Consider the following 20,645-nt stretch of genomic DNA (forward strand, 5'->3'; position numbering starts at 1 on the left):
AATGATCATTTCCTTTCGTTTTTTCCTGTTTATCCTCGGGGCTTTTCCCCGTTTCCATGATCTTATTATACACCCTCCGCAAGACTTTGTCCTTCGCTTAATATTACGCAATATTACATTTTTGAAAGGTTGAGACATTATCTATGACATATATGTGCAGCCTAAAAAAGAGCCCTGCCGCACCATATGTGCAGCAGGGTCCCTGCTTTTTATTGATCCTCAGATGAGCTGTTTTCCAGTCTGAGACGCTCTTCCTCCTTGAGGCGTTCTTCCTCCTTGAGTCGCTCTTCCTCGAGTTCCTTTTCGTAATCTGTCATTGCCTTATCCTTATCGGCGACATAAAGAGTAATGTTCTTAGTGAGCTTGCCGTTCTTAACTGTGAAAGACGCCATATCCGATCTGTATACTCCCTCGTCCTCGAATATATCAAGCTCCCTGCTCATCTCCTCGCCGAGCTCTGTCCATATCCATGTGCCGCAGTAGGGATCATCGTCAGGATACCTGAAACCGCTTATCATGTAGTCGCCGTCCTTGAGGGCAATCTTCTGACCCGGCTTCACATCTGTCATTATAGTGTCATCCCCCTGATAGATAGTGTATGTAGCATCACCTGTGTAGGGCTGCTTATCGGGCCATGTGAGAACATTGAAGGATATCTCCTTTTCTGCGTTCACAGGCTCAAAGTAGAAATTGAAGTTGCCGGTATAGTTGTGTGCATAGCCGAAGCCTATCCGCTTCACCTCATTGCTGGGCTTATATCCCTCGGGAACGCTGTCAACTCTTACATTGTAGCCATTGCAGCCTGTGCAGTACAGATCTTCAAATACCTTTGTGGTGCCGTCGGAGGTGAATTTTGTCTCCTTCGCATAGGTTTCGGGAGCCTCTGTAAGTGTGAGTTCAACGCCCTCGAGAGGCAGACCTGTCAGGCTGTCATAGCAGTTTACTTTAAGGGTATTGCCTTTTCCTTCGATGGCACTGAAGTTGATGAACAGGTCCCTGTCAGCCTTTCCGTCAACTACGGAGAAGTCAATGCCGTCTGACCAGTCCTCAAACTCGGCGTCGGGATAGTTTTCCTTGATCCTTGCAGCAGCAATGCTGTCGGGTTCTACAAGCTGTACGGGATAATCAAAGGAATTGAAGTCAGCATGGTAATCACCGTCGGGAAGAGCAAACTCCATATCATAGTCTCTCTGATAGTAGTAATTTCCGTCCTTGTCGGTGATGGTAAGGTTGCCGTAGCCTATGTACTCAATTCCCTGATCCCAGTCCATACTTGTGATCTTTACATTGTTTTCAGCATCATCAGCAGCAACTCTGATAACCAGCTCCTTCTCGGCTGTACCGGCAGGCATATCAAATTCGACAACCTGATCCCAGTTCTTGTAAGCTGTCGCGTAGCCGTCAGGAAGGTCTGTTACGTTGATGAAATACTGATAATCCTTATCATCGGGAAGTCCGTAGTAGTTTACAGACTCGCCGTTTGTATCCAGAGTTGTTCCGATATCATAGAGATTATTGCCGTTAAGTTCAGAAAGACATATCGTTGCATTATCAAGTGGTTCGCCTGTCATCATGTCCACGACCTTGATGCTGAGCTTGGTGCCTGCGGGCTTCTGAGCGCCGACGAGCTGCTTTCTCAGGTATACCATGTCGAAAACATCGATAACTCCGTCAGCCAGCAGATCCGCGTTCTTTGAGTTGCCGAGTTCCCCTAAGTGTCCCAGCAGATAGCGGTTGAGCTGAACTGCGTCCGATACGCCAACGTTACCGTCGAAGTTTACGTCGCCGAAAAGTGTGAGCACCTCTGCGTTTTCAACTACATAATCCTCAGCCGAAGCGGCAGGGATATTCATAGCCAGAGGTGCCGCAGCCATTACAGCTGCCGTGAGAATTGCCTTGATCCGATTTTTGTTGTTCATTGCCTTTTTACCTCCTGTCAATTTTAGGAGCCCCCAAAAGCTCCCCTTACTCTCCAAGTGTAACATATTGAATAAAAATTGTCAATGTTCTTGATAGAAAATGTACCTTAGGTGCATTTCCGACGGATTGTATAGTTACTTTGTGTGTGCTATGAAATTTGATTTTCCGCAAAGCACAGCCTTTTTCCCTCATTTTCAGTACGCAAAAAAGCAGGACGTCCAAGACGTCCTGCTCATTGTTCATATTATTATCGGAGCCATGATGCTCTCTTTATTATTCGCCCTCTGCGCCCGAGACCTCGTCCACATAGAAGTCAGTGAGACTGTCGGGTGACTCAACGTAAAGCTGAAGATTTTCAGCTCCGTCGGGGATAACGTATGCGGGATTTTCAAGGGTTACCCACTCGCCGCTCTTTGCAGGCACAAGTGCCACCTCATCGTACTTCTCGCCGTCGCAGTCATACTGCATAGTCAGCTTCATGGTAGCGTCCTTGCCGCTGTTCTGCATTGCCTTGCAGCTGAACTTGTAAGCCTGTCCGGGCTTGTAGGTATCGCTGCTGAGCATGATCGCAGCACCGTTCCAGTTATCTGTTCTTCCGCTGACGAACAGGGACTGTGAACCGTCTGATGCATTCTCCTTGTCAACGCTTACCATTGAACCGCCTCTGGGTATCCAGCCTTCCTTGCCGTTCTCGAAGCTTATATCAAAGAAGCCCACAGCCTCGGGAGTTCCTGCATCTGCCTCAGCCTCTGAAAGCTGTGCGATAGCATCCTCGTCAACTGTAACTGTGATATCGTTTGCCTCAGTGTAGGTGCCGCCTGTCTTGAGCTCGTTCTTGTATACCTTAGCCTTGCCCATGGACTGATAGCCCTCGATGGTTAGTGCCACCTCGTACATATTGCCCAGCTCAAGTCCGCACTTAGCCCATGCGTCAAAGTGCTTGGAAACGGAAATAGTTCCCTCGATCTTGGTGCCGTCGCCCTCGGGCTTTGACTGCCTTACGCTCCAGTACTGGTCAAAGGTCTGAGTGCCGTCGATAGAGGGCTGCTCGTATCTTGTGGTCTTGTATATATCATATGTGCCGCCGTCAACAGTAACGGTACCCAGCGCCATGGGAGCTCCGGGTGGTCTCCAGCTGCCCCATGATTCCACGATGTAGAACTCTATGAGGGGGTCTCTTGTCCAGCCGTATACGCACATATAGGAATTGCCGATGGGGTCGTAGTCAACGCCGTAATCCACGGTGATATTGCCCAGATCCTTGTAGTTCTGTGTGCAGTCGTACTTCTTTCCGCGGCGGAAAAGAGCGTTGTTGATATTGCTCCACTCACAGGAGAAGGTGCCGCCGCCGGGCTCAACATTAAAGGTGGTGTCGCCCTCGTCCTTCCAGAGCTCATAGTCATAGCCGTCGGCAGAGCCCGTTACATTCTCGGTAAACACCTCTGTCTTGGCGTTGTTTGAGCTGCATCCTGTCAGCGCACCGATCATGCAAACAACTGCTGCGGCTGTGGAAAGTTTCTTTAAAATGCCATTCTTCATTCAGGTCATGACCTCGCTTTCGTTTTGTCACCCGAAGCGTTTTCGGGTCTTCAATACTGATTGTAACACATGATACGAATTTTTCAAGTCATTTTTTGCGGCGGCTCGGTCGTATCTTGCGTTGAAAGCCGCTCATGCGCCTGCTGTGCGCCCGAATGTCATACGGCAGGAAAAATGGGAGCTGCGGCATAAATAGTCCTCCTCGCCGCCGATAAACCGCCTGTAATCTACCTTCACGGGGCAGCGCTCCCTGCCTGCTCCGAATGACATTAGCCATATGAACAGAGGGAGGTGCCCCATGCTGCCGTCACGATGGACAGCTATGACATTTCCCGTCTTCCACCTGTCACGGGGAAGCTCCCCGAAATACAGCCCCTCCTCGCTGCGGAAGAACTCCTCACAGAGCTCCTCACTGTCAAAATACACCCATACCGTTTCCTCGTTTTCCAGCAGTTCTCTGATGCTTCTCATAAATATGCACTCCTTGAAAAATATTCCACAAGAGTGCGAAAAAGCGGCTCCATCGTCACGACGGAGCCGCTCTGTAAGCCTTTTTACCCCATCGTTCAAGCTTTAGCACCTTACATAACGCAGGTTGCTGTGCGGTCACAGGGCTTGTCCCTCACGCACTCTTTATGGTATTTACATTATAACACTTCGGACAGAATAAATCAAGGCTTTTCCGAAAAAAAGTGAAGCTGCCCGCAAAAAACTTCGGACAGCCTCGCTGTTATCAGTATTCCTCGCCGAATACCACGCCGTATCCGTCAACGTAAAGCACTCTTGTGTCTGTGTCGTCGTCGGAGTATGGCTCAAGGACGAACCTGATCCATCTGTTGTTGTTCCTGAAGTCATCGGTCACATGGTAATAGCTGTCGGGGAGCTCCGTCATCATGTCCCAATGAGCATTGTAAGCGTAAAAGTTTTCATTATACCCCTCAAGATATGTCTGTACACTTGCCATAACAGAATCAAAGTCGATATCATCATCTGCACGGAAGCTGGGACCGCCCTCAAGCAGGGGATACTCACTTGCAGTATAATCCTTGCCTTCTTCATATTGAGTTCCCATTATATTGTATGAGAGTATCTTCCATACTCCGTCATCTGACTTCTTGAATTCCATCGTCAGTGCATATGCAAATGTCACATCATTTTCTTCATTCTTTACAACACGCTCCCACATAAAGCTGTCGGGCTTTACGAAGAAAGCTCTGTCGGAAAGGATATCATGGTTCCATTCTTCCTGCGTTTCCGCTCTTTTCAGAGTGCCCCTGACGTAAAGTGCTCCATTGTATTCAAGAAAATTGCAGTCATCCAAAACATCGCCTGCCTGATGATCGCTTACATCGCCTGCGTAGGGCAGGAGTTCAACGGGCTCGAAAAAATAGCGGCTGTAATACTCCACCATTTCGTCATAGGTGCTGAACCTCTCGTCTTCGACCTTATAGAAAGGTGTTTCATACAATTCTCCGTCATTACTCCGGAGATCAAAGTTGATGCTTTCCCAGTCCCTGCTGAAATAATCCTCCGTACAAAGACCGGAGAATTCACTGAAAACGGGAAAGAGCTCCTCGAAAACGCCCTTCATCTCCTCCTCTTTGGGAAGGATATCCTCCGGCTTGGCAGGAGCTTCTGTCGTCAGCTCTGTTGTCTCAGCGGTGGTGGTAGGATCGGGCTGTGATACTCCTGAGAGTCTGGCTTTTCTGCTGAATGCAAAGCCGGTGCCAAGTCCGCCTGCTATAAGGATGAAAGCGGCTGCCGCACACAGAGGTTTGTACCATGCAGGTCTGTGGTACACCTCTACGCCCTCTACAACGGTCTCGCTGCTTTTTATCGTTCCTTTTCTGTTATCCTGTTCTTTCTCTTTATCCTGATGTCTGATAAGGTCTTTGTATTTCTTCTCGCTCATAGCAAGCACCCTTTTCATCACCTGATCCTCGTTGGGTGAAAAGGGGACAAGCTCCTCCACGATGTCATCCTCGGCATTTTCAAGTATTCTGAGGTCTATGTCTTTCATATCATCCCCTCCTTTATGCCTCTATTCTCAAGTACTCTGCGCAGCTTTTCAGCCGCACGCTTGCATCGCATACGGACAGTTGACGGGTTCATAGACAGAAGCGTCCCTATCTGATGCGATCTTTTATTATAATAATATTTCTGTATAAGTATAGTGGAGTCCGGTTCTCCGAGCTCCCTGATACTGTCCATCAATATATGTCTGATCTCTGAATTCTCGCTTTCTTTTACAAGGTCAAGCTCCGCGCTTATCTCGGGAACTCCGTCCTCGTCCATGGAGAATGTCTTTCCTGCCTTTCTCACAAGCTTTCTGTAGTAGTCTATGCTCATCCTCTTGGCAACAGTGCCGACAAAGCCCTTCATATCACCGTTTGAGTACTTCTCGCCGAAGGTGAAGAATATCTGTGCAAAGATATCACTGATGCACTCCTCGATATCCTCGGTAGTACCCGTACTTCTCAGGCGGTTGAATGCAATGGTCCGTACATAGTTATAGTACTCGCCGAACAGTTTTTCATGCGCCAGTTTTGGTGATCTTTCCAGAAGAGCGAGATATTCGCCGCCCGTCATACGATTTCCTCCTTTCGTGCTGCTCATACCCGACCGCGGCTTTTTCCCTCTCTGATTTATGCGCGGTCGGCTGAGCCGAAAGCTTTATTTCAGCTTTCAATAAAACAATCGGAACAAGAAGATGCAGTGTCACAAAAAATGCAGAAAAAGTATCATTTTGTCTGCGGAAAAACTATTATGAGCCTATGGTTTCGATGAACGCAGTGCAGCTTGCAGGTGGTGCGGATATCATAAAAGCTGCCATAGCCGATACCATTTTATAACAGTAAATTTTATCACATTTCACGCAGTTTTTCAACTGCCAATACTTACAAATTTACAAGCTGATTATTGTGACTTTTAATAATGCACCAAAGGTTGATTTTTACGGCAGAACGGCGTATAATTTAATTAACAGACAAGGCTGTCCCCTCGGCAGCTATTCAGGACAAAAGGCGCATCAGAACGGACTCACCTCTCACCACTATATCACGAAAAGGAGTTTTTACTATGGGATTCAAAGTAATGGGCGTTACCGCAGGCAGAAAAGACAGCAACTGCGAAATTCTTCTGAAAGAGGCTCTCCTCGTCTGTCAGGAAATGGGCGCAGAGATAACGATGATAAACCTCAAGGACTATGAGCTCCTTGACTGCACGGGCTGCACAGCCTGCACCATGGGTATGTCCATGGGCAAGAACACAGGCTGCTCTCTGAAGGACAAGGACGACAAACACAGGATCATGGAGGTCATGCTCAATCAGGACGCGGTCATATTCTCCGCTCCCACATATGCTCTCATGCCCTCGTCACTGTTCCTGAAGTTCATGCACAGGAACCTCGCCTATGAGTCGGCATTTCTCACCAAGATAGGCGCTATCGAGCCCCGTGACCGTGTGGGCGCACTTATCGCTGTGGGCGGCTCCACCCGTTCATGGCAGTCACTGGCTCTCGAATGTATGCAGATAACCACAGTCACCAACAGCTTTAAGGTGGTCGATATGTATATGGCTACTCAGGTACCTGCCCCGGCACAGGTGCTGCTGTATGAGGAAAAGCTTGCCCGTGCAAGGGAGATAGGTCAGAACGTCATGAAGGCGCTGAACACTCCTGCTGCTGAGCGCAAATGGCTGGGAGCCCCCGACGCAGGCTGGTGTCCCAACTGCCACAGCAACTGTCTCTGCCTCGGCGAGGAGCAGTGGGGCGGTCTGAAGTACCCCATCGAATGTGCAGTCTGCGGCGCAGGCGGAGACCTCGTTAAGACCGATGACGGCAAGTGGAAGTTCGTTATCGCCGAGAACGGTCTTGAGCGCGACCGCACCACCGAGGAGGGACGCGGTGTCCACTGCGATGAGATCGCAGATGTTCAGGGTGGATTTTTCATGGATCCCGAAGCCCGTGCCACCGTTGCACAGCGAGTTGAAAAGTACAAGAAGATCACCTTCAAGGGTATCTGAACGGTATATCCATCATAAAAACAAAGCCGCAGTATTTCATTAAGAAATACTGCGGCTTTTCTGTCTTACATGTCCTGTTCTTCTGTTTCTTTGAATATTCTGAAGTATTCAAGTACCTGCTTCTTCATATCCTCGACTATTTCATTCAACGCAACATAGCTTTTAGGGATAAGCGCAATATATGTACCGTCTTTAAGCTCTGGAGCTATTTTTTTCATTACCTTCTCGCAACATTCATCAAACACCCATCGTCCGTCAATTGACCTATCAATTCTAAGCCAATACGGAGTAACCTTGCTCTCAGGATTTCTCCATTTTTTCGTATCATATTCCAGTGTGACGCCATGAGAATTATAGCTTAGGTATCTTCTGTAACCAGACCAAATTGGGGTTGCTCTTAATCCTTTTAATGAGACATCATCTCCCAATTCCACTTTCAAAGCATTTACAAGTTCGTCAAGCAGCCTATAATGTCGCTCAAATTTTATTGCAACATCTATTCCAAGCTCCTCCTCAGCAAACGGTATAAAGGCTTCGCTGTCAAGTTGGGCACAATAGCCCTGAAGCTGCTTTATATCCGACACAACAGCAGGGGCGTTGGTTATTGCTACCTGTTCCAGATAATCCAGTACCGCCTTCCATGTGGTTATCCCCATGCGGACGCCATCTTTCGTTTCCACGCAATTATCGTCAACTTTTTTCAATTCAAACTCTTTGCCTGCCATTTCCACTACTTCACACCATAATCCCTTTTGGCGCACCTCAGGACAAATAAAAACCAAACCAATACCATTGTTTTTTATAAGTCTTCTCAGATACTCATTTGGTTGATTAGCTGTAAGAGCAGCATAAAACTTCGACTCACAAAGTACCACTTCATTGCCTTTGGTATCTGTTCCAGCCATATCAGGACGCTCATAATTCTCTCCGACAACTTGACAATGATATTGCAACGTCTCATTTATTTCAATTCCAAGTACATCTCCAAGTTGCTTTGTAAACGCTCTGCTAATATCTGAAAAAGATGATATGATGTAATTCAACGATGCGGTTGCAACATCTTCCTGCGAGCCTTTAAAAAACGGGAATAAATGTGCAAGTAATGATGTTTTCATAATCCGCCTCCATTCAAGATATCAGTATACTCACTCCGCAGAAGTGCTCTTCCTGCGGCGTTTTCTGATCATAAGCACTGTCACTGTCACAGCAGCAATAACTGCCGCTGCTCCTCCGCCGCAGCCTGCTGCTATTGCCTTTTTGCCGTCAGCGGTCAGCTGCTTCTCCCCCTGCTCAATGGTGGTATAAGAGAAGCCCGTTGCGCGGAGAGCCGCGTCCACATCCTCGGCGATGACCTTATGTCCTGCCTCGTTGGGATGAATATCATAATCGGCAATTCTGGTCAGCTCTGCGGCTTTGCCTTTGAAATCAGCTGCCACATCAATGACCTTGTAGCCTCGCGGAGAATTGTCCTTTATCATGGTATTCAGCCTGCCTATCTTCTTGGCTGAGAAGTCCGTCACCATACTGAATTTACTGAAATATTCCAGAGGATCGTAAAGTGTCTGAATGTAGACCGTTCCCTCAGTTCTCTCCAAAAGCTCATCGGAAATGACCTTGATATTGTCGTCAAACTGCTCCAGAGCCTTGTCAACATCGCCGTCCATGCTCATAAACATAGAAGCCGCGCTGAAAATGTCGAACTGAGCCGTATCAAAGGAACCTGTATCGTCTATGCCGAGGGAGTTGAGAAGCCCCAGCATTATATCAAGCAGGTCATTGCCGCCTATGGAGACTATCACCGCATCGCTGTCGCTGAGGTCGCTGTCAAGGGCTCCGCTCTGTATCTGCTCTATAAGATCACCAGAGGTGTAGCCTGACACAGCCTTGTTGACCATGACATGACCGCAGTCGTCAGGAAGCTCCGCATTATAGCGCTCCTTCAATATATTCGCATAGGAGTCGGGACAGTTATAATTGTCCGTGAGGGTGTAGCCCTCCAGACCGTAACCTGCTGCGATAGAGTCTCCGAGGAACAGCATTTTCGGTGGGACCTCCGTATTATGTACTACCTCTCTCTCGGGTATCTCAGTCATCGTACATGAGCACAGACCCACTGCCATGACGAGAGCACCTGCGACAGCTGTTATCCTTCTGAGCATAAGGGCTCCTCTCCCCGATATAATTATCGGTTTTTTTACTCATTATATCATAAAAGCGAAGCATTATGATATAATTGCCCGATTTGCAGGGAGCAAATCTCTGATTTGCGTATCTGCAAGGGCTTTTAGATAAATTATAATGAACGTTTTACGTTCATTATATCATATATTTTTTTATAAAGCAAGATGCGCGGAGCGAAAACAACATGAGTGTACGGAACGCCGAGGACAGCGTTCCCTACGTTTCTTTTAACTTAGTATTGATTATTTCTGTGAAATATGTTATAATTAAATGTAAAGCTTTGTTCTTTCGGCACAGCTCTCACGGAGCTGTCTGCCTTTATTTTATTTAAGGAGATGTATATATGGAAAATCGACTTTTCAGAAGGACCATTGCTGCTGTAATGGCTGTTGCTGTCATAGGGGGCGCAGCAGTTTCCGCATACGGCAGCTCTGCCCTTTCGGACAACGCTGTGACCGCATCCGCTGCGGACAGTACCTCAACGGTATCGTTTGACGCTGAAACAGGTACCCTCACTCTCAGCGGAAATGTTGTCAAGGAAGATGTTACCGCTTACAAGCAAAATACAAAGGTCAAAAAGGTCATCGCCGAGGAGGGCACGATACTCCCTGCGGACTGCTCAAAGCTTTTCTACTCCTTCAGAATGGCTGAGATTGACCTGAGGAATGCCGATACTTCGGCTGTTACGGATATGAGCTATATGTTCGACGGCTGTACCTCTCTCGGCAACTTCGACCTCAGCGGCTTTGACACCTCGAATGTCACCAGTATGAACCATATGTTTGGCGACTGCTATCGCCTTACAACTCTCGACCTGAGCAAATTCGACACCTCTAAGGTCACAGACATGAGCTGGATGTTCTATAACTGCATGAAGCTCACTTCTCTGAAAACCGGCAGCTTCGACACATCAAAGGTAACGGATATGTCCCGTATGTTCTTCGGCTGCCAGAAGCTCTATTCTGTGCCCACAGGAAATTTCGACACCTCAAATGTTACCGATATGAGCTTTATGTTCGGAAACTGTCTGCTTATGGACAGCTTCAAGCTCAGCAGCTTCGACACATCAAAGGTCACCAACATGAGCGGTATGTTCTACAGCTGCGAGGCAACATGGAAAATAGACGTAAGCGGATTCAAGACCTCCAATGTTACGAATATGAGCAGGATGTTTGAATGCTGCCGCGCTCTCAGAAACATCGACGTCAGCGGTTTTGACACCTCCTCGGTCACTGACATGAGCAGTATGTTCAACTGCTGCTATGCTCTGAAAACTATCGATGTCAGCAATTTTGACACATCAAAGGTGCGGAATATGGCGTTACTTTTCTCTGCCTGCAAGGCTGTTACCGAGCTGGACCTGAGAAATTTCGACACATCTGACGTAACAGATATGTATTTCATGTTCTCCAACTGCGAAAAGCTGGAAAAGATAGACCTCTCCTCCTTCGATACCTCAAAGGTCGAGGACATGGAGGATATGTTCAACGGTTGCGGAGCTTTGGAATACCTCGACCTCACCGGCTTCGACACATCTTCTGTGACAAGCACCGAAAGCGTTTTCCTCAACTGCAAGGGACTCAAGGACAAGATAAGCACTGTAAAAGGCATGAGCCTTACCCTTGAGGGGGATATCGGCGTGAATATCAGCTTCACTCCCTGTGAGTCACTGTCAAAGGCAGTTCTCAGCGGTCCAGACGGCGACATTACCCTAAGCAAAGCTGACCTTGCAGCATATACCGACGAAAACGGAGTATGTAAGCTGAAATATCCCGTAAATGCTACGCAGGCAGGCGATGCTGTCACCATGAAGACCTTCGATGCCGACGGCAGACAGCTCATACTGGTCAACGATGACGAGAAGATACTCAGCTTCGTACAGGCTGAATGCAGCGTTCAGGAATATATCGACAGCTATGCTCAGTACCAGAGCAGTGAAAAGCTTGATGCCCTCGTTGACTCTCTCAGCAATTACTGCGAGGCTGCAAACGCCTACTTCGCCGAGGGAGCTGCTCCCATCACAGCCGCAGCCCTCACTGACGAGGATATGAGCTTCATAAACAGCAAGAAAATGAAGGACGAAACAGGCAAGTGCAGTATATCCCTCGTTCTCAACTCAAAGACAGCTGTAAGGATATACTATCCCGATGAAGCCGAAACAGCAAAGTGCGGACAGCTTATCATCTCACCAAGCACAAGTCAGTACGGAAAGTTCTTTGAGATACCTGCTATCAGCGCTGACAAGCTCAGTTCCGAGAACACTCTCATCATAAACGGCAAGGAAGTAACATTCAGCGCACTTTCCTATGTTCAGCGAGTACTCAGCAACAGCAGCGCAGACGATGACCTGAAGGCTCTGTGTACACGCTTATACGAGTACAGCAAGGCTGCTGACGAATATTACAGCAGCAACTGAGCCTGCACACATGAACAACAGGCTGTCGGTACACCATCGGCAGCCCTTTTTGCAAAGAAACGGAGGATCCCCCATGAATGAAGGTTTCGACCTGCAGAACTACCTCATCGAAGGCGTTGAGGGAGTCGTTAAGGAAGCCATAAAGGCGACCATAAAAAATCCGAGGGAAAGCGCTTTTATGCTGAAATTCGCTGCCGCAAGCCGCGCAGCTTCAAAAAAGCGCCGAAAAGCCGAGGACAACGGCGAGCATATCCCACCCTTTCTTATCGCAAGCATCACCAGCAGCTGCAACCTGCACTGTGCAGGCTGCTATTCACGCTGCAACCACGCCACCGTGGACTCGGAGCCCGTAAAGCAGCTCTCGGGCGAAGAATGGCTGAGGATATTCGGTGAGGCAGACGATATGGGCATCAGCTTCATTCTCCTTGCAGGAGGAGAGCCTATGCTCCGCCGCGACATCATTGAAGCAGCAGGCAGCAGCCAGAACATACTCTTCCCCATTTTCACCAACGGTACATACATGGATGAGGAGTACTTCGGACTCTTTGACAGATGCCGCAACCTTGTTCCCATTATGAGCATCGAGGGCAGCCGAGAGCTCACCGACAGCAGACGGGGCAGCGGTATCTATGACAGACTTATGGCTAACATGGAGGAGTTCAGGAAAAGAGGCCTCATTTTCGGTGCATCAGTCACCGTTACCACAAAAAATTATGCGGAGGTCACCTCCGAGAAGTTTCTCGGAGACCTTGCCGAAAGGGGCTGCAAGGCTGTCATCTTCGTGGAATACGTCCCCGTCAGCGAGGACACCGGGAGCCTTGCTCCCACAGATGCGGAGCGCGAACACCTCATGAGAGAGATACAGCGGCTCAGAGATGAGCGCCCCGAGATGGTATACATCGCCTTCCCCGGTGACGAAAAGAGCTCGGGAGGCTGCGTTGCCGCAGGCAGAGGATTCTTCCACATCAACTCCCACGGCGGCGCGGAGCCATGTCCTTTCTCGCCCTATTCCGATGTAAACATAAAGGACACCCCTCTCCGGGAGGCTATGAGGTCTCCCCTGTTCACTGCACTGAGAAGCGGTGACCTGCTCCTTGACGATCACAAGGGCGGCTGTGTGCTCTATGAAAAAAGAGAGCTTGTGGAAGCTCTCATCAAGCAGGCTGAATAGCTGACAAGCTTCATAGAGGAAAGCTTTGAGATATCCCACTATACATAAAAGATAACGGCAGCCGCGGCTGCCGTTTTATTATTGTTCATGTGCCTTGTCTGAACTGAGTGATCTTATAAGTGCCGCCTCGAAATCCCTGTCCTGCTGCGCGCTGCGCTTGGGCTTACCCTTGGTGCGTCCGCCGCTCCTGCGTATCTTCGCAGACACCGCCCTGAACTCCAGCAGTCCCGATATGTTCTCCTCGGTATAGAGCCTGCCATCCTGATCGAGGACAATAGCACGTCTGCTGAGACACATGGCAGCAAGTCCGTAGTCCTGAGTGACTGCGATATCCCCTGCTCCCACAAGGTTCACAAGGCGAAAGTCGGCACTGTCAGCTCCCTTATCCACGACTATGGTCTCTGCGCCCTCACGCTGTATAGCGTGAGCGGTGTCACATATTATGGTACACTCCGCACCGTATCTTAACGCCGTCCTGACTGTGATATCCACCACGGGACAGCCGTCTGCATCAATGAATATCCTCATTTCTTCGGCACCTCCTAAGCTTTGCTATGGCTTATTATAACATTATCAGCCGATGAAGTCAACGGAAACAGTCCCGCGTCCGAGCATAGAGATATTTACTTTTGCGGCTGAATGTGGTAAAATATCATCAGTGAACATTTAAAACGAGGTGATACAATGCCGAAAATAATGGTGATCGACGATGATCCCCATATCAGCGATATGATAACGGAAGCTCTCCGTGATGAAGGATATGCCGTTTCTCAGGCGTACTCGGGAACAGAGGCACAAATGCTGCTCTCTCAGACTGCTCCCGACCTTATACTTCTCGACCTTATGCTCCCCGGGCTGTCAGGTGAGGAGCTTCTGCCAAAGATAAAGAACATCCCCGTCATAGTTGTCAGCGCGAAAGCCGATGTCTCCCATAAGGTGGGGCTTCTCCTCGGCGGCGCGGCAGACTACATTACCAAGCCTTTCGATATGCAGGAGCTTATGGCGCGTATTGCCGTACAGCTTCGCAAAGTCAAAGCCGCTCCCGAAAAGGAACTGCTGACATACGGTGGAATGACCATGGACAGCAGCTCCCACACCGTCACCGCCGACGGCAGGGAGATAAAGCTCACAAGGACTGAATACGCCATACTGAAGCTCCTCATGCAGAACAGTGAACAGGTGGTCGCAAAGCTGACCATTCTTGAACGGATAAGCGACGACACCCCCGACTGCACCGAGGACTCGCTGAAAATACACGTCCACAACCTCCGCCGTAAGCTGAAAGACGCCGCAGGCAGGGACTTCATATCGGCAGTCTGGGGAATAGGATATATGCTCTCGGATAAAGCTTAACCGAATCTTAACTCTTTTCTTAACCGATTTCTTAACCTTCCTGTGATATACTCATATCAGAAAGGAAGAAGGAGGTTCCTATATGGACTATGTACTAAGAACAAATGCGCTCACCAAGCATTACAAGGACTTCAAAGCCCTGAACGGTCTCACCATGAACGTTCCCAAGGGCTCCATATACGGCTTTGTAGGCAGGAACGGCGCAGGAAAGACCACTCTCATACGAATGGTGTGCGGGATACAGTTCCCCACCGACGGCAGCTTCGAGCTTTACGGAGTAAAAAACAGTGACCCTAAGATATCCGAGACCAGAAGGCGAATGGGCGCCGTTGTGGAAACACCGTCAATTCTCCCCTATCTCTCCGCAAGGAAAAACCTCGAGATGCAGTACGACATCATGGGTATGCCCGACTATAACGGCATCGACGAGCTCCTTGACCTTGTGGGACTGAAAAACACGGGCAGCAAGCTCTCAAGGGATTTCTCACTGGGTATGCGTCAGCGTCTCGGCATTGCCGTAGCGCTCTGCGGAAAGCCCGATTTTCTCGTCCTTGATGAGCCCATAAACGGTCTCGACCCTCAGGGCATAATCGAAATGCGCGAGCTCATTCTCAAGCTCAACCGTGAGAATAATATTACCATACTCATCTCCAGCCACATCCTCGATGAGCTATCAAAGATAGCCACACATTACGGCTTCATCAACGGCGGACAGATAGTCCGCGAAATGAGCGCAGAGGAACTGGAAAACGAGTGCCGCAAGTGCGTAAGGGTAAAGGTGACGGACACCGCCGCTCTTGCAAGAGTCCTCGACGGCATGGATATGGAGTACAAGATAATCGACGATGAACAGGCAGATATCTTCGCCTCACCCAATATCACAAAGCTGGCATTCAGCCTGTGGGAGGAAAAGTGCGAGATACTCTCTGTCTCCGAGCACGACGAGAACCTTGAAGGCTTCTTTATCTCACTGGTAGGAGGTGGCAGCAATGAGTAAGCTCCTGAAAGTAAACCTGAAGCTCATGCTCCGCAGAAAAGATACTATGATATGCGTCATAATGTCGGCGGTGCTCGCCCTGCTGGAGGTCCTCATCGGCAAGCTCAACGGCAGCCTTGACTGGTACAGTATGTTTGAGATGCCCCTGATAATGATGATGTTTTTCTCGGCTGTGGGAGGACTTTTCATCAGCCGCGACTACACCCAGAACACCATACGCAACAAGCTCACCGTCGGACATAAGCGCTCCGACATCTACCTGGCAAATCAGATAACGGAAACTCTGTTTTTCTGCATATCGCTGATCATTTTCTTTGCGGTATCGTCTGCCGCCAACCTTATCGTAATCGGCACCAAGGGCGCTGTATTTTCCGATATCATGAAGAACATGACCGTTTGCTTCTTTGCGGTGGTCGCTGTATCCGCTCTCACAACATTTCTCGCCATGACCGTAAAAAGCGCCGCAGGAGGAGTTCTTCCCATAATACTCATGTATCCCCTGCTGATGTTCGCTGCTATGGCTCAGGAATTCGGAGAGTCAAAGTGGATACGGGTATTCAATGACATCATTCCCCTGAGCCAGATGACTGCACTTGCTATGCCCGACAAGCGCGCCGCCATTCACATAGTATATTCACTGATACTCACCGTATTTTTCATAACAGCGGGAGTGGTAAACTTCCGCAAAGCCGACCTTAAATAACCACACAGGAGGACAAAGATGATATACTGTCTGTTATGCGCCGCAGTTGTGATAATACTGCTCTGCGTCAAGATATATCTGCTGAAAAAGTCGGCACGGGAGATATCCGCGCAGTTTGCTGACAGACTTAAAAATGACACCAATAACCTCATCTATGTCTCCTGCAGTGACAAGGATATCCGCAGGCTCGCCGAGAGCCTCAGCACTCAGCTCTCTGCCATGCGCGCCGAGGAGCTTTCCTACATACAGGGCAACAGAGAGCTGAAAAGCGCCGTCACCAATATCTCCCACGACCTGCGGACTCCCCTGACAGCCATATGCGGCTATCTTGATATGATTCAGAAGACCGACGATCCCGAAAAACAGGCGCGTTACCTGTCCATTATGAAGGAACGCGCCGATATGATGAAGCATCTCACCGAGGAGCTTTTCCGCTATTCTGTCATTGTTTCCGATGAAACTGAGCTGAAAACCGAGACCGTATTCGTAAATCAGCTCCTTGCAGAGAGTATCAGCAGCTTCTATCCGACGCTTTCAGAAAAGGGCATAGCTCCGAAAATATCCATCACCGAGGAACGTGTGGAGCGCAAGCTGGACTCCGACGCCCTGTCAAGAGTCTTTTCAAACCTGCTGAACAACGCGGCAAAATACAGTGACGGAGACCTTGAAATCGCTCTGACAGAATCGGGTGAGATAACTTTTTCAAATACAGCAAAAGAGCTGTCCGCAGTTGAAGTGGAACAGCTCTTTGACCGTTTCTATACCGTTGAAGCCGCCCGTCATTCCACGGGGCTGGGGCTGTCCATTGCACGTTCCCTCATACAGCGCATGGGCGGCAGCATAACTGCCGAATACAGCGACGAACGGCTCACCATAAGGATAATACTGTAAAGCCTGCACATGAAAACGGGGAGAAGTATTTTTGCTTCTCCCCGTTATTTTTGTCTTACATCTCAGCCAGAGCCTTTATGTCGCTGTCTGAAGGATTTACCTTTCCCTCAATGATCTCTGCACCCACAGCGCTGCCGCGGAGATTGTCCGCAGCCTTTCCGAATCCGCTTCCGCCCGAGGTGGCAAAAAGGATGATCCTCTTGCCCGAGAAGTCGCCGCTCTCAAGGAATGTATTGATTATAGTGGGAGCTATGTACCACCATATGGGGAATCCCACATATACCGTATCGTATTCCGCAAGATCGCTCTTTGTGCCTGCAATTGCTGGACGGGAGCTGTGGTCGCTCATCTCCACGCTGCTTCTGGATTGCTTGTTCATCCAGTCAAGGTCCTGTGCAGTATAGCGCACCGCAGGCTCTATCTCGAAAAGGTCTGCCCCTGCTGCCGCTGCAAGCTTCTTTGCCAGTGCTGCGGTATTTCCGCCTGCTGAAAAGTATGCTACTAATTTTTTGCTCATGATGGTTTCCTCCTCATAAATAATATTGTTATATAAGTATAACACATCTTACCTGATAAATCAAGTATCACTGCTTTATCAGGAAGTATGCTCCGTCATTTTCAACTATTCCGTAGCTGCCGCCGTTTATCTCAAGGGTGAACCTATCGCAGCGGAAGCCCTCTATATTTATGCTGTCATCTGTACCTCTCACGCTGATAATGAGACCGCCGCTGCCGTCGGAGGCAAGAAGCAGGTCCTCAGCCGAGATACCTCTGAGCTCGATGACCTCTCTGCCCTCGGGGTCGCTGATAATGTCCCTGCCGAAGCCGCGTGCGAAGATGTATCTGTCATCGCCTGCTCCGCCGTTGAGAGTATCATCTCCTGTGCCGCCCTCAAGTATATCATTGCCGATGCCGCCGAAGAGCACATCATTGCCATCGTCGCCGTGAAGATCGTCGTCCCCCGAACCGCCGTTCAGGTAGTCATCGTCCTCGCCGCCGACCAAGTGATCGCTGCCGCTCTCGCCGTAGATATTGTCTCTGCCGCCCTTGCCGTAGAGCCTGTCGTCTCCGTCGCCGCCATAGATATCGTCATCGCCGCCCCAGCCGTGTATACTGTCGTCTCCGCCGAAGCCCTCTATGACCTCAGCTGCGTCGTCACCCATGATATGGTCGGCTTTCTGAGTGCCCTTTCTGCTGCGTTTGCCGCCGGAAGCCTTTTTTGCCTCGGTCTTTTTCGCGGTATTTATGATACCTGCGCTCTCCTGAAGGGAAAGATACTTCTTCAGCACTGACTTTATCACCATGACAGCTATCCCTGCAAGGAAGCCTGCCTTTTTGATGTAGGAGATTATCATATCGGCTGCCATGAGCTGTGCTTTGATTATAAGTCCCAGCTCGTCGGAGTACCTGCTTGAAACTGCTCTGCCGACAGAATAGGCATTCTGCTCCGCATTGTCGCATAGTCCCTCTATGGCAAGTGCGGCGCCGATATAGTAGAACTTCATGATATCGGGCTCTGACATGATAAGAGATATCTTATCGCTGATAGGTGCTTTTGCCATGGAGCTGTCCGCATTCTTGCAGTTGGGCACCACCAGCACCTTGAATATGATGTCCTCTCCTGCCTCGCTGCCCACATGGGATACCAGCGGAACGATTATCTCGTAGAGGTTAGTGATAAAGCCCACTCCCTCATCAAGAGTTGCCATTTCGCCGTTGAGTCCGCGGGGAGAATTGCTTCCGCCGAGGAACTGCTCGGAAAGGGTCATAAGGGTCCTGCATATATCCTCCCTCTCCTTCTGAGGAAGGTCCATGATATTGGCGTTTATCTCCCTTGCACAGACCGCAAGCTCACGCTGCCGGGTAGTCTGCTCGTTGAAGTCATTGGTGTTGAAGTTGAAAATATAGCGGATAAGTCCCTTTTCAATGTCGCTGCTGCGGTCGGGAACTATGGAATGAGCGCCGCTCATATCCGTAAGGTCGGTGGCGGTCTTTATGTAGATGGTGTTGGTGTCGGGGATTATCTTTTTACCGAGCACATTGACGTAGTCGTTGTCGCCGCAGATGGAGTACATCCTGCCGCAAAGCTCCTCCGAGGTGCTGTCGGGGTAGTTTATGCTGCCGAGAAATTCGGGAGAAAAGCCCTGTCCGTCAAAGGATATGCATCGGCTTATGCTGTTTTTATGCTTCGAGGTCAGCATGACATACTGGGCAAGATTTCCGCCCTTGGAATGACCTGTCAGTATCACCCTTACGTCCTCGGAGGGAGAAAGCTCGTCCATCATATCGTCGAAATACCGCAGAGCTATCTTCTGATACTCCGAAGCCACATTTGCAAGTGCGTCGCCGTTGTCGTACCATCTGCCGTTGCCTGTGCCGCGGTACACCACATATATCACAGATCGGTCGGGACTGCGGAATGAAGCCGCATAAGCACCTCTGTACTTCCCGTCCATATTCTCGGAATAGCTTATGAGCTCATACTCTCCGAAGCTGTTGTTGCTCCTGTGTTCAAGGCTGCTGCGCACCATTGACAGTGCCGCCTGCTGATACTCCTCAAGTCCGCTGAGACTTATCTGCTGAGCTATGCTGCTGAGGGTAAGAGTCTTTTCGCTCTTTATGCACTTGCTTATGTACATGAATGTATTGAGTATTATCGACATTCTTGCCTCGTCTTTTATGCCGTGTTTTTCAAAGAAATCAGCCATTGCCGTTGACCTCCCACTTTCTTTCGGTTATATTGAAGTTGTCGTCCATTCCCACGGTGCAGTCGGCAAGGATATGGCTCCTGTCCACATCCTTTGCGGAAGCCGCGTTCTTGTAGCTGTCATTGTCGTCAAGATAGGCGATATAGAAATAGCAGCCTATTTTCTCATCTGCCAGTTTATCCATAAGCTCATCAAGCTGTTCATCCTTTTTGCTCAGGTCCTGCCCCTCGGGAAGAAGCAGATACCAGTAGAACTTTCCTCCCCTGAGCATATCGCCGACCGCGGAATCCTTTCCGATATCCGCAGGCAGCACTCCCGTATCGTCGGGAACGTAAAACGTCCTGCATTCACCGTAAACATCATCTGCAATATCCGTCAGATATGCGGCAGCCTCATCTCTGAGACAATACGCCATGAAGTTGTCCCTGTCCCCGGTCTTTCCGTCAAAAACGCCGTGGACCGCATATATCCTCTCATCGGGCAGGCTCTCCGCACGCACATATACCGCGCAGTGGTCTGCGGAAAGATTTCCGCCTCCTGCATCCTCGATAAGAGTGAAGGACTCGCCGTACTTCTTTTCGAGCCCCTTTATCAGCTCCTGCCTGCTGTCTCTTTCGGAAGCAACCGCACAGCTCCACAGCATTGCAGCCGCAGTCAGAAGCACTGTTATTGCAGAAGCGCACTGTTTTATCTTTTTCATCTCTATCTCCTGTTTATCGCAGCGGGTCTGCGCCTGCGCGCAG

General features: G+C 49.4%; 18 protein-coding genes and 1 riboswitch. Of the genes, 7 read left to right on the forward strand and 11 right to left on the reverse strand.

Annotated features, from left to right (window positions below):
• Positions 1 to 209 precede the first annotated feature (209 nt).
• The 5 genes from DSZ37_RS10810 to DSZ37_RS10830 form a co-directional block, all read right to left on the reverse strand.
• Positions 210 to 1,919, reverse strand: a complete 1,710-nt coding sequence (locus DSZ37_RS10810) for a dockerin type I repeat-containing protein (RefSeq protein WP_109726920.1) — start codon at positions 1,917 to 1,919, stop codon at positions 210 to 212.
• A 274-nt stretch (positions 1,920 to 2,193) separates the two neighbouring features.
• Positions 2,194 to 3,459, reverse strand: a complete 1,266-nt coding sequence (locus DSZ37_RS10815) for a glycoside hydrolase family 11 protein (protein WP_109726921.1) — start codon at positions 3,457 to 3,459, stop codon at positions 2,194 to 2,196.
• Positions 3,460 to 3,591: 132 nt separating this feature from the next.
• Positions 3,592 to 3,930 (reverse strand): hypothetical protein, encoded by a 339-nt coding sequence (locus DSZ37_RS10820; protein WP_173914833.1) that lies wholly within the window; start codon positions 3,928 to 3,930, stop codon positions 3,592 to 3,594.
• A gap of 85 nt (positions 3,931 to 4,015) precedes the next feature.
• Positions 4,016 to 4,101: riboswitch (SAM riboswitch) on the reverse strand.
• Positions 4,102 to 4,192: 91 nt separating this feature from the next.
• A complete protein-coding gene (locus tag DSZ37_RS10825) occupies positions 4,193 to 5,479 on the reverse strand; it encodes a hypothetical protein (RefSeq protein ID WP_109726922.1) in 1,287 nt (428 codons plus the stop codon).
• Entirely contained in the window at positions 5,476 to 6,048 is a 573-nt protein-coding gene (locus tag DSZ37_RS10830; protein WP_164170408.1) for an RNA polymerase sigma factor, read from the reverse strand. Before DSZ37_RS10830 ends, DSZ37_RS10825 begins: the two co-directional genes overlap by 4 nt.
• A 489-nt stretch (positions 6,049 to 6,537) precedes the next feature.
• Between DSZ37_RS10830 and DSZ37_RS10835 the strand changes: the two genes are divergently transcribed.
• Positions 6,538 to 7,482, forward strand: a complete 945-nt coding sequence (locus DSZ37_RS10835) for a flavodoxin family protein (RefSeq protein WP_109726924.1) — start codon at positions 6,538 to 6,540, stop codon at positions 7,480 to 7,482.
• Between the two features lie 65 nt (positions 7,483 to 7,547).
• On the opposite strand, the gene DSZ37_RS10840 is transcribed toward DSZ37_RS10835, so the two are convergent.
• Positions 7,548 to 8,597: a hypothetical protein gene (locus DSZ37_RS10840; RefSeq protein WP_109726925.1), complete on the reverse strand. Its 1,050-nt coding sequence runs from the start codon at positions 8,595 to 8,597 to the stop codon at positions 7,548 to 7,550.
• A 30-nt stretch (positions 8,598 to 8,627) separates the two neighbouring features.
• Positions 8,628 to 9,641, reverse strand: a complete 1,014-nt coding sequence (locus DSZ37_RS10845; protein WP_109726926.1) for an SGNH/GDSL hydrolase family protein — start codon at positions 9,639 to 9,641, stop codon at positions 8,628 to 8,630.
• Between the two features lie 365 nt (positions 9,642 to 10,006).
• Between DSZ37_RS10845 and DSZ37_RS10850 the strand changes: the two genes are divergently transcribed.
• Positions 10,007 to 12,079 (forward strand): BspA family leucine-rich repeat surface protein, encoded by a 2,073-nt coding sequence (locus DSZ37_RS10850; RefSeq protein WP_109726927.1) that lies wholly within the window; start codon positions 10,007 to 10,009, stop codon positions 12,077 to 12,079.
• 73 nt (positions 12,080 to 12,152) lie between these two features.
• Positions 12,153 to 13,250, forward strand: a complete 1,098-nt coding sequence (locus tag DSZ37_RS10855; protein ID WP_109726928.1) for a radical SAM protein — start codon at positions 12,153 to 12,155, stop codon at positions 13,248 to 13,250.
• A 78-nt stretch (positions 13,251 to 13,328) separates the two neighbouring features.
• On the opposite strand, the gene DSZ37_RS10860 is transcribed toward DSZ37_RS10855, so the two are convergent.
• Positions 13,329 to 13,778 (reverse strand): YaiI/YqxD family protein, encoded by a 450-nt coding sequence (locus DSZ37_RS10860; RefSeq protein ID WP_109726929.1) that lies wholly within the window; start codon positions 13,776 to 13,778, stop codon positions 13,329 to 13,331.
• 156 nt (positions 13,779 to 13,934) lie between these two features.
• On the opposite strand from DSZ37_RS10860, the gene DSZ37_RS10865 reads away from it, so the two are divergent.
• From DSZ37_RS10865 to DSZ37_RS10880, 4 genes are all read left to right on the forward strand, one after another.
• On the forward strand, positions 13,935 to 14,603 hold the full coding sequence (locus tag DSZ37_RS10865) for a response regulator transcription factor (protein WP_109726930.1): 669 nt from the start codon (positions 13,935 to 13,937) through the stop codon (positions 14,601 to 14,603).
• Positions 14,604 to 14,685: 82 nt separating this feature from the next.
• Positions 14,686 to 15,600 carry an ATP-binding cassette domain-containing protein gene (locus tag DSZ37_RS10870; RefSeq protein WP_109726931.1) on the forward strand — a complete coding sequence of 305 codons (915 nt, stop codon included), beginning with the start codon at positions 14,686 to 14,688 and terminating at the stop codon, positions 15,598 to 15,600.
• Positions 15,593 to 16,303, forward strand: a complete 711-nt coding sequence (locus tag DSZ37_RS10875) for a hypothetical protein (protein ID WP_109726932.1) — start codon at positions 15,593 to 15,595, stop codon at positions 16,301 to 16,303. Before DSZ37_RS10870 ends, DSZ37_RS10875 begins: the two co-directional genes overlap by 8 nt.
• Positions 16,304 to 16,321: 18 nt before the next feature.
• The gene (locus DSZ37_RS10880) at positions 16,322 to 17,194 is read left to right on the forward strand and encodes a sensor histidine kinase (protein ID WP_109726933.1); all 873 of its coding nucleotides are present in this window, start codon (positions 16,322 to 16,324) and stop codon (positions 17,192 to 17,194) included.
• Between the two features lie 55 nt (positions 17,195 to 17,249).
• On the opposite strand, the gene DSZ37_RS10885 is transcribed toward DSZ37_RS10880, so the two are convergent.
• The 3 genes from DSZ37_RS10885 to DSZ37_RS10895 form a co-directional block, all read right to left on the reverse strand.
• Positions 17,250 to 17,711 carry a flavodoxin gene (locus DSZ37_RS10885; RefSeq protein WP_109726934.1) on the reverse strand — a complete coding sequence of 154 codons (462 nt, stop codon included), beginning with the start codon at positions 17,709 to 17,711 and terminating at the stop codon, positions 17,250 to 17,252.
• A 67-nt stretch (positions 17,712 to 17,778) separates the two neighbouring features.
• Positions 17,779 to 19,902: an Mbeg1-like protein gene (locus tag DSZ37_RS10890; protein WP_109726935.1), complete on the reverse strand. Its 2,124-nt coding sequence runs from the start codon at positions 19,900 to 19,902 to the stop codon at positions 17,779 to 17,781.
• Positions 19,895 to 20,602 (reverse strand): hypothetical protein, encoded by a 708-nt coding sequence (locus tag DSZ37_RS10895; protein ID WP_109726936.1) that lies wholly within the window; start codon positions 20,600 to 20,602, stop codon positions 19,895 to 19,897. Before DSZ37_RS10895 ends, DSZ37_RS10890 begins: the two co-directional genes overlap by 8 nt.
• Between the last annotated feature and the right edge of the window lie 43 nt (positions 20,603 to 20,645).

It is taken from the genome of Ruminococcus flavefaciens, assembly GCF_900116855.1.
GTDB lineage: Bacteria > Bacillota > Clostridia > Oscillospirales > Ruminococcaceae > Ruminococcus > Ruminococcus flavefaciens_R.